Here is a 16,556-nt window from a genome sequence, read left to right on the forward strand (position 1 = left end):
ACTGCATGAAAAAAGGAATATCAATTATTTTTACACGATCGGACAAGAACTCCGAAAATATACCCGCAGACAGCGCTATTACTTGGGTTTTGGGCCGGCGAACATGAGAATCATCACCAAACCCATGCAGATGAAAGCAAAGAGATCGCCCAGTTCCGTATACAGGGTCTCGGTTTTTAGAAGCGGAAGGCTTGTTGTTCTGGAATCTTCGACAAATAGGTTCGTGGCCGCCAAAATGTCGCCCGTGGGATCGATGAATCCGCTGACGCCCGTGTTGGCCGCCCTGGCTACGGCTCTGCGGTTTTCCACGGCGCGGAAAACCGCGGTGGAAAAATGCTGGTAGGGCGCGCTGGATCTTCCGAACCACGCGTCATTGGTGATGGTCACCAGCAGATTGGCGCCGTCAAGGACCTGATGCCGGGCGAGGGAGGGGAAAATAATCTCGTAGCAAATAAGGACGCCCAGGCTAACGCCGTTTGCGGGCAGGGCTTCGCCTTTGCGTCCCGGGGAAAAGTCGCTGACTTGCTCCACCAGGTTATTGATAAAGGGCATATATTTTTTCAGGGGTACGTATTCCCCCCAGGGGACCAAATGGGCTTTGTCGTACTTACCGAGGACTTTGCCGTTTTGCCCGATTAGAAAGGCGCTGTTGTAAAAAATGGGTTCGTTTTCAGTGCGCTCAAAAGACATGCTGCCTGTAAGCAGGTATAGATGGTCCTCCCTGGCTTCGTTCAACACGCGGGCCGTCAAGAAAGGCTCTGTGGCCGAAAAATAAAAAGGCATGGCGCTCTCAGGCCAGATCGCCAATTCCGTCTTGGGGCTTACTGCACTTTTGGTAAGGCGGACATAGGTGTCTACGGTGTGTTCCTGATAGGCCGGGTTCCACTTGATGTTCTGGTCTATATTGCCCTGGATCACCGCGACCTCTATGGCCTCGGCGCCCTTGCAGGACTGTTTCACCTGGTCCAGGCGGAACACTCCGTAATAATAGGCGCCGCCCACAATCATGCCGGTGAGCAAAATGGCCAGCATTCCTCGCGTCCTGGATAAAGTAGGGCCGAACAGCGTGCCCGAGTACAGGGACGCCCCTAAAAGGTATAGGCCGTAGTTGACCAGGATGATTAAAGCGGAAACGCCATAGGCGCCCGTCAGGTCGGCAATCTGGATGATTTCAAGATTTTGGTATTGGGTATGGCCCAAAAGCCCCCATGGAAAACCCGTGATGAGATAGGTGCGGACATACTCCAGGCACACCCATAGGGCTGGCGCAAAAAACAGACTGCGCAGGGGCCTTACAGGGCCTTTTCGTGTGAACGCGGCAAACAGACCCATGTAGACGGACAAATAAACGGCCAGCAGGAACAATAACGGAATGGAAGCGTACCATGGCAGCCCCCCGTATTGCCGCATGACTCCGTCCACCCAGTAAACCAGTCCAATATTATGAATCAGGCCGGTCAGGAATCCCAGGCCGAAAGCCGCGCTCCATGATTTGTTGCGCACGGCGAACAACAGAGGCAGAAAGGCGAACCATGCGATCCACCATAAATCCGCCTGGGGATAAGCCAAGGTCAGGAGCACGCCCGAGCACATGGCTGCTATTAAACGGATCAGTGGGCCTTTTATGCTTTCCTTGAAAAAAACCGCCACGTTCCGATGCCCTCGCTATGCAATAACAAACATAAAGAAGCTGTAGAAGGGGCTAACCAAAACAGCCTGAGTCAAATTTCTCTATTCGTTCAAATCCCCGCCCTTTTGCTGTAAGAATCCGCTCCTGCATTTTTTAGTGCAGGCGAAGTCTTATCTATCTGTAATATCCGGCGTTTTGTTGCCCGGGAAGGGATTTTGTTGATTATACAGCCGAAAAAAATCATGGATGTTTTCCGGAAACAAATAATGCCTCGAAAAATCAGGCTTTGTCAATGCCTCCGGAGGTTGTTTTTCTGCATGAGAGTATGAATATGCATCATAAGGATGGGAGAAACAGGCGGGAATTGAAAGCGCGGAGCGGTTTTTTAACCGCTCCGCGCTATTTGAACTACGTTAATAGACGCCCATGCTATGCCGTGGGCTCTTCAATGAATAATTGCTGAAACACCCGGTAGCCCGGCATCTGGGGTTTAAATAAAAGAAAATAGGCTGCCGCGCCAAACGCCGCCAGGCCGATAATAAACCCAAGCCCCTGACTGCCCAGCAACTTGCCGATGTAATGGACGGCCAGCCCGGCCCCTCCGGCGGAAAGCAGGCTGACCGCAAAAATCGCGGTAAGGAGCCATACTCCCAGCATCAGAGGATTTTGACGGGATTTTTCTTTAGGCAGGGTGGCGTCCATGGCTGCGCCCTGGGCGATCCAGCGGATGACCGGTATCCCCAGGCCGGGAACCACAAAAAGCCCCATGCCCAAAAGGGTGTAGCATACATTGGACGTCAAAAATCCCAGGCCCATGTGCATACCCGGCGCCCAGTGCGCCCCGTTGTTCACCGACGAGTCGTATAAAAAGCGCTGCCAGCCCAGGCCGTCCCAACCATGGAGCAAGATGAAGAACATGAAAAAATACCCGAGAAACCATTGCATGTGGGCGGCGAAAAATTTCCCCATGCGAATGAATTTATAAGAAATCCAGAAACCTAATATCCCCTGGGTGATGTTGGTCACGGAAAAAATCACAACAAGCCAGGCCGGCAGATCCAAATGCGACCTGGCGACCTGCATGGTCTCCCAATCCGGAAAATTCCATAGCAGGTAAATGCCCGAAGGCGCGAATATGCACGACAGAAACAGCAAGTTGTACACAAAATACTTGGAGGTAAAAGGCTTATCCTCCTCTTTCAACTGCCTGGCCGCCGCCGAGGCGAACGTCGATCCCAGAGCGTAAGCCCAAAACACGTCAACCTGTACCATGATATCCCTCCCGTTTCGCTATGATTAACTAGAGACCCCTCACTGAATTATTCCATATGACAGTTTGCTTCATTCCCTCGCTTTGAATGGGAATGAATATTGTAAGATAAGTATCGCGTCCCCTTAAAATCGATGCTGAACTTTCCCCTAAGACCGTTGTGCGACCTCATATCCTGGCTCAGCTCATGCCGCTGATCATGAGTCCCGCAATGGTCCTGGACCAGCGTTTGGTCACGGCTTCGGGATCAGACGCGGACATGACGTCGCGCACACCGGCGACCAACACCCCGGTGATCGCCTTGGACAGGATAAGCGTGTCCAGATCCTGGCGCAAAAATCCCTTTTTAACCCCGTTGATGAAATACAACTCCGTGGCCTGGGCGATGGCGTCCAGCAGAGCTTCCATCCTCGCGTTTAAAGCCGGGTCCACGCCCAGGGCTTCGTAAAAAAGGATGGGGCCGAACCGCATATCCTCCCGGAACACTTCAAAGATGCGTTCGCCCAGGCGGATGATTTGTTGGTGGTATTCTCCGGCGGAGTTGGTCGCCGTGGGATAGTCCGACTCCACGATGGACGCGACCTTGCCGATAATCAGATCGATGACCGAAATGAAGATGTCCAGCTTGTTTTCAAAATACCGGTAAAAGGTTCCGTGGCCCATGCCAAGCCGTTGGGCGATGTCGGATATCTTGGTGGCGTGATATCCGTTTTCCGCAAAGGCGTCCATGGCCGCAGCCAGTATTTCGGCCCGTTTTTGTGTTGTTTTATCGGGCTGGGCGGTTTTTGAGCTTTTTCCTTGCATCGTGAAAAACGGTCCTTGTATTTTCATGAATGAGCATTGATGGCGCAGGGTCAATAACAGAATGACTCGTCATTCTGTACACTCGGATGAAAAATTGCGCAAGAAAAATTTTTCACGATGTGAAAAATGGGAAAGGCTATCGGGGCTTCAATTGTCGGCAGAGCCTCGCGAGGCGAGGAGATAAGATTTGATTAAGAATCTTTGGCGATGTGTTTGATGAGGTGGCCCAGTTCGGGAAAAATGAGGGATGTGCAGGCCAGCTTGCAGGCGCCTAAGCTGCCGGGCATGCAAAAGACGGCGGTTTTTCCCACGATTCCGGCGGCGGCCCTGGACAGCATGGCTGCGGAGCCGATTTCTTCGAAGCTTAACTGGGCGAAAAGCACGCCGTAGGCGGTGAGTTCCTTGTCAAACAAGGGGCGCACCGCCTCTACGGTTACGTCGGACGGGGTAACTCCGGTGCCGCCGTTGATGAGCACCACGGAGACCTCCCCGGAATGGGTCAGCCTTTCCACGGCGCTTCGGATTTCCGGCGCCGAATCGGGCGTCACAAAGTGTTCGATCACTTTATGCCCCTGTTCCCTCAACTGCTTTGCTATCCAATGGCCGCTTTTGTCCTGTTCCAGGCTTCGGCTGGTGGAAACAGTAATAACGGCCGCGTTTACGGAAAGAGGGGCCTGGCTTTTATGTTCACGGACTCCCATGATAGGCGCCTTACCGCCGGACGAGATTAGTCCAGGACGTCGTCGTCCGAGTCATCGTCATTGTCGTCAGCGCTGTCATCACTGGAGTCGCCAAGGTCCAGGTCGTCGCTTTCCAGAATGTCTTCTTCCGGCATATCGTCATCCACGTCGTCGTCGTCGTCGTCCGAGTCGTCCACATCTTCGGCCTTGAAAGTTTCTTCCACGATGACGTCGATTTCATCCACGTAACCTTCCTTGACTTCCTCCCTGTTGGGTCCGTAGAGCTGATTGACCAAGTCAACCATATCCATGGCCACATTTTCGGGCGGATACATACCGTGGGTGCGGAGGATGTCCACCACAGCCATTTTTCCCTGGGACAGGGCGGCTTCAATGGCCTCTCCGTCCACTTCCCGGGAGCCCATGATGGACAAATGCTCGTCCACTCCGCGGGCGAATTCGCTGATGATGAGTTTGTTTTTGGAATCATCCCGGGTAAGGACATATCTGTATTTCATCTAAGATTTCTCCTCGTAGCGCTTTTGGGCGCGTTTTGATTACGCCTTGCGGCGGCAGGAAAACCAACCCTAATAAAACAGGAACTCAAGAACCATAAAAACAGACGGCTGTCAACAAGACGCAAAATATTTCCCTGACTTGGCAGCCGATAAAATTTAATGGCGCTTTTTGGCCGCGGCCGGATACAAATCCGCCTTCGCTCGTACAGGCCCGTCCATGGGGGGGGTAAATCCAAACACCGTCTTTAAAAGGTTCATAAGAATCATAAAGGTGGCCCCCCAGAGAATATCGCGCGAGCCGTCCTTGCCGGCCACGGCGAAGCAGGGGAGGTTCCAGACGTCCGTTCCCGCCAGTTCCCGGTATTTTCCGGTGAGCTTGAGGGAGTATAACCCGTAATTGTCAGGTTCCCACAAGTCCTTCAGGGGCAGGCAGACGTTTTTTTCAATTTCATAGCTAATTTTGAATTTGACAGGCTTGGTCAGACGCCCAACCATGGGATATACGATCTTTCTTCTGCCCACAAGCCTATAACACGGCAAAGCTCCTAAAAAATCAATTTTTCGAGGCCCCACCCGCATTTCCTCCCAGCACTCCCTTAAGGCGTTGGCCAGATAAAACGAGATGGTCTCAAAGGTTTTCGGCCTCCGTTGTCTGGCGGCTGCATACCCCTGGCTCTTCCGCATAGGCAGGACGTAAGGGATAATCCAGTTCGCCACAAAACGATCTGCAATGGGCAATGCGTGTCCGCCGGGAAAGCACAGATCTCCCGGCTGTGAGACCTCCTGAGACCTTTTATTCAGAATAAATGACAGGCCGTTTTTCCCTTCGGCCATGAGGACGAGCACGCCCGCCTCCTGCCAGGATATCCCTTTTTTCTTCTGACTGCCCACAAAGGCCTTTTCCTCTTCATAATCAAGAGGGGCGCCGGCCAGGGCTTCCGTAACTTTTTCTATGGTCCTTGTATATGGCGTCACAACAAAACCTGCGTATATAGCCGCCCCCACGCATGATGATTTTCAAGGCGGCGCCCAAAAAAAAGGCTAAGGGGCTTATTTTAAAATTTAAATCATTTTCCGGGTAGGGCCTGGGGCGTCCCCCGGCCTTGCAGGAGGAAATAACCTTAGCAAGCAAGGGCGGAGCCGTCAAAGTAAAAACAGGGTTAAAAATACAGATATTGCTCGTTCACGTCCGGGGCGGGGAGGATTTGCACCTCCTTCAGGGTCAGGGTCGGCAGCTTCCTGCCCATCACGTCTTCCTTGCCGCATACGCCTCGCACCCGCACCCATTGGTCGTTTTTAAGGGATTCCAGGCCCTTTCCCTTCACAAAGACTCCAACCGGAACCGCGTCGGCCGCACAGCATGTTATATAAAACCGGAAGACCATGCCAAGGCCTTCAGGCGCGTCCTCAGGAGCGTAGTACATGCCTTCGGTCAGCACTTCCCCGCCTTCATAATCCTCCCAGTTGCGGAGCAGCTTGCTCAGGATCACAGGCTTCTCCTCCTGTTCCACCGGCGGCAGATCCTTGATGTCCATGGTCCACAAGCTGGGGTCGTCCCGTTCAATTTTTTGCTTCAAAGACTTGCCGGGCATGGAGGTTCCCAATGCCCTTTTGGAAAGGGCGAAGCCGCCCAGGCCCGTATTGTGGGCGCCGATGATGAACAAAATGGGCAGCAGCAGGAACCCTGCTCGAATCCATTGCATATGCGAGGAGCCGTGGGCGCGCTCTCCACGCCCGGCGGAAACCGCGGCCAGGGCGAATAACCCGGCGATTATCAGCCCCATGTACATCAGGCCCGCAAACCTGGGCTGCAAAAAAGCCAGATACCGGTCCTGCTCCAGCAGCCATCCGTAGGCCAGCACCCAGGCGATAAGCACCCAGGGCAATAATCTGGCGGCAAACCATTTTTCCAGAATATGGATGGTGGACCTCATAGGCTGACATACTCCATAACAAGCAAGCTGAAAAAGACCAGTGCGGCAGTCAGTGCACTAAGTGTGATGATCGCCCGTTTTTTAAACAAACTTAAATACATAAGCACCAATTTGATGTCCAGCATGGGGCCCAAGACCATAAAGGCCATTTGAGCGGAAAAAGGCATGCCGGTAAACCGGAAAGACGCGGCGACAAAGGCGTCCGCCTCGCTGCACAGGCTCAGGACTACAGCCAGGACCATCATAAGCAGGATGGAGAAGACCGGGACGCCCACGGCGGCGGCGAAAAGATCCCGTGAGATCATGGTCTGCATGAGCGCCGCCACAAAGGCTCCGATGATCAGGAACCGGCCTATGTCGAAAAAATCCTCCGCCCCGTGAACCAGGCCCGCACGGAGCCGGTGGAAAAATCCCCCGCCGTCATGGGAGCCATGGCAGCCGTCGCATCCCACGTGGTTTTCCGGCAGGATGGCCTGTTCCCTTGTGAAGAACATGTCCATGAGGATTCCCGCCGCCGAGGCGATGGCAAAGCCCAGAAAAAGCCGAATCATGGCGACTTTCCACATCATGCCGTAGGCCGCCAGGGTGGAGGCCGCCGCCAGGGGATTGACAATGGGGCCGCCCAGCAAATAAGCCACGGCCGCGCCTAATGGCAGGCCTTTTTTCACAAGGCGCCTCACCACCGGGACGATGGCGCACTCGCACACGGGAAAGATCAAGCCCAGGCCCGCGGCCAGAAAAATGGTCAACACGGGACGGTTGGGCAGCAGATTGGCGATTTTCTCCCGGGGGGCGAAGACTTCAATCAAGCCTCCTATGAGCGCGCCCAGAAGCATGAAGGGAAAGGCTTCCAGAACAATGGACGAAAAAATAATGCTGAAGGTCTGAAATCCCTCCCGCCTTCCCCATAAGATGAAAAAGAGCACGGCAGTGAACAAAAACAAGCCTTGAATCCACAAGCCGGCGCGGCCGGACCTGGGCTCGGCGTGCACATGCCCGCAAGCAGGGTGGATGGGCGTTAAATGGATAGCCGGTTTTTCCATGGTTCCGTTATTAGCTGTGAAGACGGGCGGGGCTCCGCGCCCCCAAAGAATGAGGCCGGCCCTTGCGGCGCCGGCCTCGTGGATTTTTGCTTTATTGGCTCAATGCCTGGGAAATGGCTGTCGCCATGCTTTTCATGTTGGTAAAGTAGTCCCGCGCCAACGGATTCAGGGAAAGAACCGCGCCGTTAATGGATTGGGCGATTTTTTCCGCCGCGTTTTTGTCAAACTGAGGCTGGACGAAGATCACCCGCACGTTGTCCTTTTTGGCTTTGGCGATAAACTGGGCCAGCTCCCGGCCTTTGGGAGTTTTTCCTTCCAACTCAACGGCCAGTTGCTTCAACCCGTAGGCGTCGCACAAGTAGCCGTACGCCGGATGAAACACAAAGACCGTGCTCCCCTTGACGGGCTTTAAAGCCTCGGCGATTTCACGATCCAGGGAGTCCAGACCGTCCAAAAAGCCTGCCAGGTTTTTTTTGTAGAAGGCTTTTCCCTGGGGATCCAGGTCGATTAGCGCATGGCAAATGGTTTTCGCCTGGATTTTCACCAGATTGGGATCCAGCCAGATATGAGGATCCTTGCCCCGTGCGTGATCGTCCAAAGACTCGCCATGATGATCTCCGTCATGTTCATCCGCGTCATGGTGATGCTCGTCGGCGTCATGGTGATGCTCGTCGGCGTCATGGTGATGCTCGTCGGCGTCATGGTGATGCTCGTCGGCGTCATGATGATGCTCTTCGCCCTCGTCCTCATGCTCCTCCATGTCGTGGTGCTCCTCCTCGCCCTCATGGTGGTGATGGCCGGTCATCGTGCGCAGGCGAACTCCCTGGCGGGTGTCCACAACCAGGGTGTTGGGGGCGGCGGTTTTAATCTTGGGCATGAGCGCGTTTTCAAAGGGCACGCCGATGCGGAAAAACACCTTGGCCTTGGCAAGGCCCGACATCTGGGCCGGGGTGGGGGAATACACGGCGGGGCTTTTGCCAGGGGGGATCAAGACGTCGACGCTCACCCTGTCGCCGCCTATCTGCTCCACAAAAAAAGCCTGGGGCGAAATGCTGACATAAACCGGCATGGGGGCGTCGCCGGCAAAGGCTCCCGGCGCCCATAGGCCCAGGACGCAAAAAAACATTAGCATACGAAATAATATTTTCATAAGTCGCTCCAAAGGAAAAACCACGTGAGTAAACAGAATGATTCCAGAATAATGCTATAGAACGGCCGAAAAATGCAAGCCAGGCGGCCCCCTGGAGCATGGGGCGTCTATGTTGGCGCCTGTTAATCGTTCCTGAGCGGTTTCAACAAGGCGTGAGGCTGCCTCATGCAACCCTTTCATTGAAAAAATCTTGAATTTTGCCGCGTTTTGTTGAACCTCGGAGTGTACAAGGCAAAGCGGGCAGTCATGTTTGTGTAAAGACGAGGCGCTAAGGGACGGCCCTTCATGGGCATGGCCGCGGCGGCCGCCCAATTGGCATTCGTGGCAGCAATGGCGATGGTCGCCATAGGCCAGGTGCAGGCCGTAAAAGGTTGGCGCCATGGCAAACAAAAGAGCGGGTATGATTACAAGCAAACGGACTATTTTGTTTATAATCATGAATCCCATCCTTGTTTAACTATTGGAAAGCGCTGGAGCTTTCCATGAAAAGCCGCTTCCTGCGACCAATGGAGTCCATAAAATATGCCTTATTCAATGGGTTTGTCAATGTAATGAATAGTTTTGGATAGGGGCGAAAAAAACGGGACGGCTTTGGGGCCGTCCCGTTTAGGGGGGAACAATATGGTTTGGGTTTTAGTTCATCCAGTTGACCATGATGTTGTACAGGTCGGTGTTGTCCATGGCCTGGCCGCACACCCAGTTGTTGCTCCAGATGATGGTGTCAACAGCGGTGTGGTTGGCGGACTGGGTGGTGTAATTGGCGGCGTTGCTGCCAAAGAAACCTTCCAGGTCGGCTTCGTAAATGGGGTTTGCATCGTCATCGGTAAGCAGATTGCCCGCCATGTCGGTGGCCTGGGTAGCGGTGTCGCCGGCGTTGGACAGGGTTCCGTAGGGGCCTTCAATGATGAAACCGCCGGTTTCGTGGTCAGCCACCACAACGACCAGAGTGTTGTTATAGCGGTCTTTGTCCTGGGCTGCCCAGTTTTTGACCACTTTAAAAGCATCGTTGAAATCCAGGGTTTCGCCGATCTGGTATTTGAGGTCGCGGGCATGGTTGGCCCAGTCGATCTGAGAGCCTTCCACCATCAGAAAGAAGCCGTCTTCGTTCTGTCCCAGCACTTTCAGAGCCGCCTCGGTCATTTCAGCCAGGGTGGGTTCGTCATTGGCGGCGCCGCGCTGGTAGATGGGGGTCAGGCCGCCGTCTTTGAACAGGCCGAGCAGTTTGCCTGTGTTGGCGGGAACGGCAGCCAGTTCGGTTTCGGTGGTCACGTAAGTGTAGCCGTGATTGTTCTGGGCGTCAGTGATCAGGTTGGCGTTGTATGCTGCATCCGTGGCCGTCAGCAGGCAGGAGGAGCGGTTGGTAGCAATTCCGCCGCCCAGCAGCACTTCAATGTTGTTAGCCAGGAATTGCTCAAAAACTTCGGATTCGCACTTGCGGTTATGCACATGCGCGCCGAAAACCGCCGGAGTGGCGTGGGTGATGTCGGACGTGGCCACCAAGCCTGTGGACAGTCCTTTTTGCTCGGCGATTTCCAGGACGGTCATGGTGTTGATGCGGGTTCCGTCGCAAACGCCGTCGCCGTTATCATCCAGGCAGGAAATTTCGCCGTTATTGAATTTTTCTCCGCTGGCCCATGCTGAGGCTGCGGCCGCAGAGTCGGTCACCGTGCTATTGCGGGAATGCGTGCGCTGGTAGCCGATATAGGGCAACTCTTCAAAATCCAGCGGATCGCCGTTGGGGCCGTTTTTGAAAATACGGGCTGCGGTGACGTTGGAAAGACCCATGCCGTCCGGAACCATTAAAATTACGTATTTGGGAGCGTCTTCAGCCGGGGGGGCAGCATCGCTGTCATCCGTGCAACCGCTGCCGCCAAGCGCCAAGATCAGCGCAGCCGCAATCGCCAAGAACAAGTTACCTGCTTTCTTCATCCTTTTTTCCTCTCCTTAAGTTTGGTTTTCAATTGTGTGCGTTTGCCTGTCTGTGGGGGCGGAGTCCGCCTATCCGGCCAAGGCCGAACTCCAGGTTGTAGATAGGAGAGGAATGTTAATGGGCAATTAACCCAACATGAGATTGCGGCTATGTTTCAGTTTGATAACTATTGATATATTGTTAAGATAGATATCAATTAGTGTAATATTAAATGATTATTGACTGTTGTATTTTGCTCTGAGATGATTATTATCCCCTGGGATTGATGGGTGCCAAATCCTTTCCTTTTTCATCAACCTGCTGTTGCTTTCAATTTTCCATTCGCGCCTAATGGGATTTGCGAATGCGGAGCGTATTCCAACGTAAGGGGCAGGCGCCCGTGCACTCTTCTTCAATTTGTTGCGGAGGGGGGCAGGGTGTGATAGTCTTCTGGTATAAGATCGCTGTTCTTTCAGTAACCCTTTCTGCGGGGACAAACCATGACCGAATCCATGTGCATCACCCTCAGGCTGGATGTAAACGAACTCATGACCGAGTTTATTCCCAAGGTCGCCCGGGAGTTTATGCGCCACGCCGGCACGGGCGCCCTGTTTCAAGGCGCTGAATTGTCCCTGGTCGTGGAAATTTCCGGGAAGCCGTATTTTTATGTCTTCAAGGACGGGGAGGAACTTTCAGCCGGGGAGGGGGATCTTGATTCGCCTACGGCTCGCGTTTGTATGGGCCTGGAAGACATGGAGCGGCTCATCCTCATGCGAAATATTGACCTGTTTGTGGGGCTTCCCACAGACAGCGCAGCCAGAGCCGGGAAGAAGCAGTCTGCCGTTAAGGAGATCAAGGGGTTTTTGGGGCTGGAGCTGACCAATGACGACGATAGCGTCAGCAAGGTCAGCGTCATATTGAACAACGCCCGTGAGCCCCGCGCCGTATTTAAACTGACCATGAAAGACGCCCGAAAACTCATGTCAGGCAAACAAAACCCCGTCAGCATGTTCATGAGCGGCCAGCTTCGCATTGACGGCGACATAGGGTTTGCCATGGCTCTTCAACCATTGTTCACCTGAAAGCCCGCATGGGCCGCAGGGCGGGGCGTCCCTCCCGACCTGGCGCCGTCCCGCAACGGAGAAGCAAATGCCTCATTCCCAGGCGCGGGAAATCTGCTCCCGCGTTACCGCGAACATAGAAAATGTCATGCGCGGCCAGGCCAAATCCATTCGTTTACTCATGGCGGGGTTCGCCAGCGGCGGGCATGTATTGCTGGAGGACGTCCCGGGCACGGGCAAAACCACCTTAGCCAAAGCCCTGGCCCTTTCCGTGGACCTGGATTTTTCCCGGATTCAGTTTACTCCGGATTTGCTGCCTTCGGACATCCTTGGGGTGTCGGTTTTCGATCAAAAGGAAAACGCTTTTAATTTTCACAAAGGCCCCATATTCACAAATATTCTTTTGGCGGACGAAATCAATCGCAGTTCCCCCAGGACCCAAAGCGCCTTGCTGGAAGCCATGGCCGAGAGCCAGGTCAGCATCGACGGCCAGTTGCGCAGGCTGGAAAACGTGTTTTTTGTCATCGCCACCCAAAACCCCGTGGAAACCTCGGGAACCTATCCCCTTCCCGAAGCCCAGATGGACCGGTTCTCGCTTCAATTTTCCTTAGGATACGTGAGCCCCGAGGTGGAGGTCTCCATTATGTCGGATCAGGGCGCCGGGCATCCTTTGGAGCAGTTGGGACCATGCGTTGGCATGGAGGATGTTTTGACGCTGCGCAGCCAGGTGAAACAGGTGGCCATCAGCGAGGAGCTTAAACGCTACATCGTGGATCTCGTGGGCGCCACGCGGAGAGAGGAAGGCATCCTCATGGGGGCCAGCCCCCGGGCTTCCCTGGCTTTGATGAAGGTTTCCCAGGCCCTTGCCCTGATAGACAACCAAAGTTTCGTCTCTCCGGACCATATCCAGGAGGTCGCCGTGTCCGTGATCGCCCACAGGATGGTCATGGATCCCCAGGCCAGGTTCTCCGGGCAAACAACAAAGGCCGTGGTGGAAAACATACTCAAAAGGGTTCCGGTTCCTGCTTGACAGGCAGCATCCAAGGGGCAAGATGATCAGCCGCATCGTCTATCATTTTTTCAGGATCAGGGCTAACCTCAAATATTGGTGGCGGGAACGGTTCACCATTCCCGGCAGGCTGGTCTGGGCGATCATAATCTTTTCCGCCATGGTGGGGGTGGACACCAACCGAACCACCGCCTTTCAGGTGTTTTGCTTTTTCTGCGTGGTCATGCTTTTTTCCTGGTTTTTCAGCAGATTTTTTTCCTGCTCCATCCAGGCGGAACGGCGCCTGCCCAAATTCGGAACCGTGGGGCGGCCGTTTCATTACACCATTCAACTGAATAATCAGGGCAAACGCCGGGAAAGGGGATTGGGCTGCATGGAGATCATGCAGGACGACCGGCCTGGCCTGGATCAACTAAAAAAGGCCGACTGGCCCAAAGGCCTTTGGGCCAGGCTGGTGCGATTGGGGGAAAGCTCCAGGCGCTCCTATCCGCGAGGCTTGGTTTCGCCCCTGCCGGACATGGGGCCGGGCGCGTCCACCGAGATCGAGGCCAGCGTCACGCCCGCCTCCCGCGGGCGTTTAGACTTTCTGGACGTCGCCATTGTCCGCCCCGACCCGTTTAATCTGATCAACTCGTTCAAACGGGTTTCCCGCAAGCAATCGGCATTGATCCTGCCCAGACGATACGAGCTGCCGCCCATCCATTTACCGAGCGTGCGAAAAAGGCAGCCCGGAGGCTTTTCCATCGCCCATTCCGTGGGGGATTCCGAGGAGTTCCTGTCCATGCGGGATTACCAGCCCGGGGATCCTCTCCGGCGCATTCATTGGCGAAGCTGGGCCAAAACCGGCAAGCCCATCATCAAGGAATATCAGGAGGAGTTTTTCGTGCGCCACGCCCTGGTGCTGGATACATTTCCGGAAGGCCGCTCCTCCCTGATTTTTGAAGAGGCGGTGTCCACGGCGGCTTCCTTCGCCAGCTCCGTGCAAACCAAGGAAAGCCTGCTGGACCTGATGTTCGTGGGCGCCAAAGCCTATTGCTTTACCACGGGCCGGGGCATGGGCCATGAAAGCCTTATGCTGGAAGTGCTGGCCTCCGTAAATCCTGTCGCGGGCAAGCCCTTTTCCGTCCTGCCTCCCGCCGTATTGCAGCGCGCTTCGGCGCTTAGCGGAGTGATTTGCGTGCTCCTGGCCTGGGACGAGGAAAGGCGCAATTTCGTAAGGGAGCTGAAAGCCCGGAGCATCCCGGCGCTGGCTCTGGTCATTACGGATAAGGCCGCAGACCAGGATGAGGACGGGGGAGAATGCCGCTTTATACATGTTGATTCCATGGCGGAGGATTTGGCGAAGCTATGAAAACCCCCCGCTTGTTTTTAGGCGCCACGCTGCTTTTTTGGGGGTGGCAGACCAACATGCCGATTATTGGCGCTGTCATGGCGGTTGTCATCGAGGCTTCCATCTTTCTGCCCTGGAGATGGACCTTTACAGCCAAGGATCTCAACAAGGCCGCCGACATTTGCGCAATTTTATTCATGGCCTTGCTAATATACCGTTTCAGCCAGGACGCCTCTTCCCAGACCTTGTTGGATTTGCTCCAACAGATTCCCATCCCGTTTTTCCCTTTGCTGGCTTGCCAGTATTACGGAGTGGCCGGCGGCATCGACTCCAGCGCCTTGTTCTACTCCGCCCGCCAGAAGCGGAAGAAGGACCCCGAGGCGCCGCGCAAGGTGGTGGACATCGGCCTGCCTTTCGCCCTGGCCTGCGTGCTATCGGCCAGCGCCGCCAACGCCAGGACGACCTTTTTTATGGGGTTTCTTGTGTTGTCGGTTTGGGCTTTATGGAAAACCCGGCCCAGACGATACCGCCGGAGCCTGTGGATTCCCTTGATTCTACTGGCGGCCGGGGCAGGGTATGCAGCGCAGAACGGGCTTCATACCTTGCAAGGATATGTAGAGCAGGCGTTTTTGGACTGGTACGGCGATTCTCTGGAAACCAAGGAAGACGCGTACAGAACCTTTACCCATCTGGGGGACATGGGCCGACTTAAGCTGTCCCATCGCATTGTCATGCGCATTTTATCCAAGCCGGGGGAGCGTGTTCCCGCCCTGTTGCGCTCCGCTTCTTATAACGCCTATTTTTCGGGCAACTGGACGGCTCGCGATGCGGACTTTTACCCCTCTCCCTACGACAACGCCAAAGACCTTTGGTTTTTTGGCGATGCGCCGGACTCCAGCCGGGAAACGGTCATATCCATGTTTCTGAAAGACGGGGAGGGCCTGTTGAGCCTGCCCGCCGGGACTTATGAAATCCAGGGGCTAAAATCCCGAACCCTGGAACGCAATCATTACGGGGCGGTTGTGGTGGATTTTGCGCCCCGCCTGGCCGTATTTAAAGTGCGATACGGAGACGGCCCTGACCTGCTCAAGCCTCCGGGCCCGGAGGACATGCGCATTCCCTTGGAAATCGCTTCGCTTATCTCCTCGCAGGTTGCCTCCCTGCCCCTGGAAGGGGAGACTGATTTGGAAAAAGTCCGCATTATCCAGGAGTATTTTTTGGATCATTTTAAATACACCCTGGATCTTGACGGAAAGGGGGGAAGGGACGCCGCTTTGGCCCGGTTTCTCCTGGACAGCAAAAAAGGGCATTGCGAGTTTTTCGCCGCGGCCACGGCCCTGTTTCTGCGCAATGCCGGGATACCAGCCCGGTACGCCACGGGATACGCCGTTATAGAACCCGGACCGGACGGCCAGTGGCTTGTAAGGGCGCGCCACGCCCACGCCTGGACTCTGGCGTATGTGGAAGGCCGGTGGCGGGACGTGGACTCCACCCCGTCGATCTGGGCGGAAGAGGAGAAAAGAGGCGAGTCCTTTTTTCAAGGGGTTTTTGACGCCTTTTCCAACCTGTGGTGGCGCATATCCTTAAAACGCCTGCAAGGGGATGGGACGGGGCGAAGCCTCACGGATTATCTGCTGTGGGGGCTGATCCCCCTGGCGGCCTTTCTCGTTTGGAGGCTGTATAGAAAGGAGCGGGTGGAAAAGGATAAAAAATCGGGGGAAGAAAGCCCTATGCCGGATTTGCAGGGCGGGGACTCCGAGTTTTATCCCATAGAGGAAATGCTTAACGCCCAGGGGTATTCCCGGCGGCAAGGGGAAAACCTCAACCAATGGGCGCTTCGGCTTGGGAGCCACGCTCCGGGCCGCTTAAAGGTTGACGTTCTCCGGGAGATCATTCATTTGCACTATAGATATCGCTTCGACCCCGCAGGGTTGGATGAAAATGATCGCCGCCGGCTTGCAGCTCTTGCCAAAGAGTGGCTGGAGAGTTATACCCGGGGCATGGACGCAAGAAAGGAAAAGGACCATGACCAAAATTTCGGAAACGACCTTCAGCCCTAAATGCATTGAATGCGGAGGCGAAACCTCCATCGCGGGCAAATGCGAAAACTCCAAGGTGGTTTGCAAATCCTGCAACAAATCCTACCCTTTTGAGGAGTACCAGGAGGCTTTCGAGGATTACATAGAAGACTCCTGCGTGTTTGAAGACGAGTAGGCGC

At 54.8% G+C, this 16,556-nt stretch carries 15 protein-coding genes and 1 pseudogene; 6 read left to right on the forward strand and 10 right to left on the reverse strand.

What is annotated here, in order from left to right:
• Positions 1 to 78: 78 nt before the first annotated feature.
• The 9 genes from lnt to BUE18_RS08375 all read right to left on the reverse strand — a co-directional run bounded on the left by lnt (position 79) and on the right by BUE18_RS08375 (position 9,029).
• On the reverse strand, positions 79 to 1,650 hold the full coding sequence (lnt, locus tag BUE18_RS08335) for an apolipoprotein N-acyltransferase (RefSeq protein WP_073474790.1): 1,572 nt from the start codon (positions 1,648 to 1,650) through the stop codon (positions 79 to 81).
• 409 nt (positions 1,651 to 2,059) lie between these two features.
• Complete coding sequence (locus BUE18_RS08340) at positions 2,060 to 2,902, reverse strand: hypothetical protein (protein ID WP_073474792.1); 843 nt, start codon at positions 2,900 to 2,902, stop codon at positions 2,060 to 2,062.
• A gap of 178 nt (positions 2,903 to 3,080) precedes the next feature.
• Positions 3,081 to 3,704: a TetR/AcrR family transcriptional regulator gene (locus BUE18_RS08345; protein ID WP_073474793.1), complete on the reverse strand. Its 624-nt coding sequence runs from the start codon at positions 3,702 to 3,704 to the stop codon at positions 3,081 to 3,083.
• Between the two features lie 191 nt (positions 3,705 to 3,895).
• A complete protein-coding gene (locus BUE18_RS08350) occupies positions 3,896 to 4,405 on the reverse strand; it encodes a MogA/MoaB family molybdenum cofactor biosynthesis protein (RefSeq protein WP_073474795.1) in 510 nt (169 codons plus the stop codon).
• 26 nt (positions 4,406 to 4,431) lie between these two features.
• Positions 4,432 to 4,902: a hypothetical protein gene (locus BUE18_RS08355; RefSeq protein ID WP_073474797.1), complete on the reverse strand. Its 471-nt coding sequence runs from the start codon at positions 4,900 to 4,902 to the stop codon at positions 4,432 to 4,434.
• A gap of 156 nt (positions 4,903 to 5,058) precedes the next feature.
• A complete protein-coding gene (locus BUE18_RS08360; RefSeq protein WP_073474799.1) occupies positions 5,059 to 5,877 on the reverse strand; it encodes an NUDIX hydrolase in 819 nt (272 codons plus the stop codon).
• A 185-nt stretch (positions 5,878 to 6,062) separates the two neighbouring features.
• On the reverse strand, positions 6,063 to 6,836 hold the full coding sequence (locus tag BUE18_RS08365; protein WP_073474800.1) for a TIGR03943 family putative permease subunit: 774 nt from the start codon (positions 6,834 to 6,836) through the stop codon (positions 6,063 to 6,065).
• Positions 6,833 to 7,879: a permease gene (locus BUE18_RS08370; RefSeq protein WP_083610868.1), complete on the reverse strand. Its 1,047-nt coding sequence runs from the start codon at positions 7,877 to 7,879 to the stop codon at positions 6,833 to 6,835. Before BUE18_RS08370 ends, BUE18_RS08365 begins: the two co-directional genes overlap by 4 nt.
• 91 nt (positions 7,880 to 7,970) lie before the next feature.
• Positions 7,971 to 9,029 carry a metal ABC transporter solute-binding protein, Zn/Mn family gene (locus BUE18_RS08375; RefSeq protein WP_073474801.1) on the reverse strand — a complete coding sequence of 353 codons (1,059 nt, stop codon included), beginning with the start codon at positions 9,027 to 9,029 and terminating at the stop codon, positions 7,971 to 7,973.
• A 285-nt stretch (positions 9,030 to 9,314) separates the two neighbouring features.
• On the opposite strand from BUE18_RS08375, the gene BUE18_RS08380 reads away from it, so the two are divergent.
• The gene (locus tag BUE18_RS08380; protein WP_073474802.1) at positions 9,315 to 9,515 is read left to right on the forward strand and encodes a hypothetical protein; all 201 of its coding nucleotides are present in this window, start codon (positions 9,315 to 9,317) and stop codon (positions 9,513 to 9,515) included.
• 147 nt (positions 9,516 to 9,662) lie between these two features.
• Here BUE18_RS08380 and BUE18_RS08385 read toward each other — a convergent pair whose 3' ends face one another.
• Positions 9,663 to 10,958 (reverse strand): alkaline phosphatase, encoded by a 1,296-nt coding sequence (locus tag BUE18_RS08385; RefSeq protein WP_073474804.1) that lies wholly within the window; start codon positions 10,956 to 10,958, stop codon positions 9,663 to 9,665.
• 480 nt (positions 10,959 to 11,438) lie between these two features.
• Here BUE18_RS08385 and BUE18_RS08390 point away from each other — a divergent pair, with 480 nt between their 5' ends.
• The 5 genes and pseudogenes from BUE18_RS08390 to BUE18_RS08410 all read left to right on the forward strand — a co-directional run bounded on the left by BUE18_RS08390 (position 11,439) and on the right by BUE18_RS08410 (position 16,552).
• Positions 11,439 to 12,020 carry an SCP2 sterol-binding domain-containing protein gene (locus BUE18_RS08390; protein WP_073474806.1) on the forward strand — a complete coding sequence of 194 codons (582 nt, stop codon included), beginning with the start codon at positions 11,439 to 11,441 and terminating at the stop codon, positions 12,018 to 12,020.
• 67 nt (positions 12,021 to 12,087) lie between these two features.
• Complete coding sequence (locus tag BUE18_RS08395) at positions 12,088 to 13,029, forward strand: AAA family ATPase (protein WP_073474808.1); 942 nt, start codon at positions 12,088 to 12,090, stop codon at positions 13,027 to 13,029.
• A 760-nt stretch (positions 13,030 to 13,789) separates the two neighbouring features.
• Positions 13,790 to 14,104, forward strand: a pseudogene (locus BUE18_RS28860) (DUF58 domain-containing protein); the annotation flags it as partial.
• Between the two features lie 251 nt (positions 14,105 to 14,355).
• Complete coding sequence (locus tag BUE18_RS08405; protein WP_073474811.1) at positions 14,356 to 16,398, forward strand: transglutaminase-like domain-containing protein; 2,043 nt, start codon at positions 14,356 to 14,358, stop codon at positions 16,396 to 16,398.
• Positions 16,364 to 16,552 (forward strand): hypothetical protein, encoded by a 189-nt coding sequence (locus BUE18_RS08410; protein ID WP_073474813.1) that lies wholly within the window; start codon positions 16,364 to 16,366, stop codon positions 16,550 to 16,552. The genes BUE18_RS08405 and BUE18_RS08410 overlap by 35 nt, the downstream gene beginning before the upstream one ends.
• The last annotated feature ends 4 nt before the right edge of the window (positions 16,553 to 16,556 follow it).

The sequence above is a fragment of the Desulfatibacillum alkenivorans DSM 16219 genome, from assembly GCF_900142135.1.
Taxonomy (GTDB): domain Bacteria; phylum Desulfobacterota; class Desulfobacteria; order Desulfobacterales; family Desulfatibacillaceae; genus Desulfatibacillum; species Desulfatibacillum alkenivorans.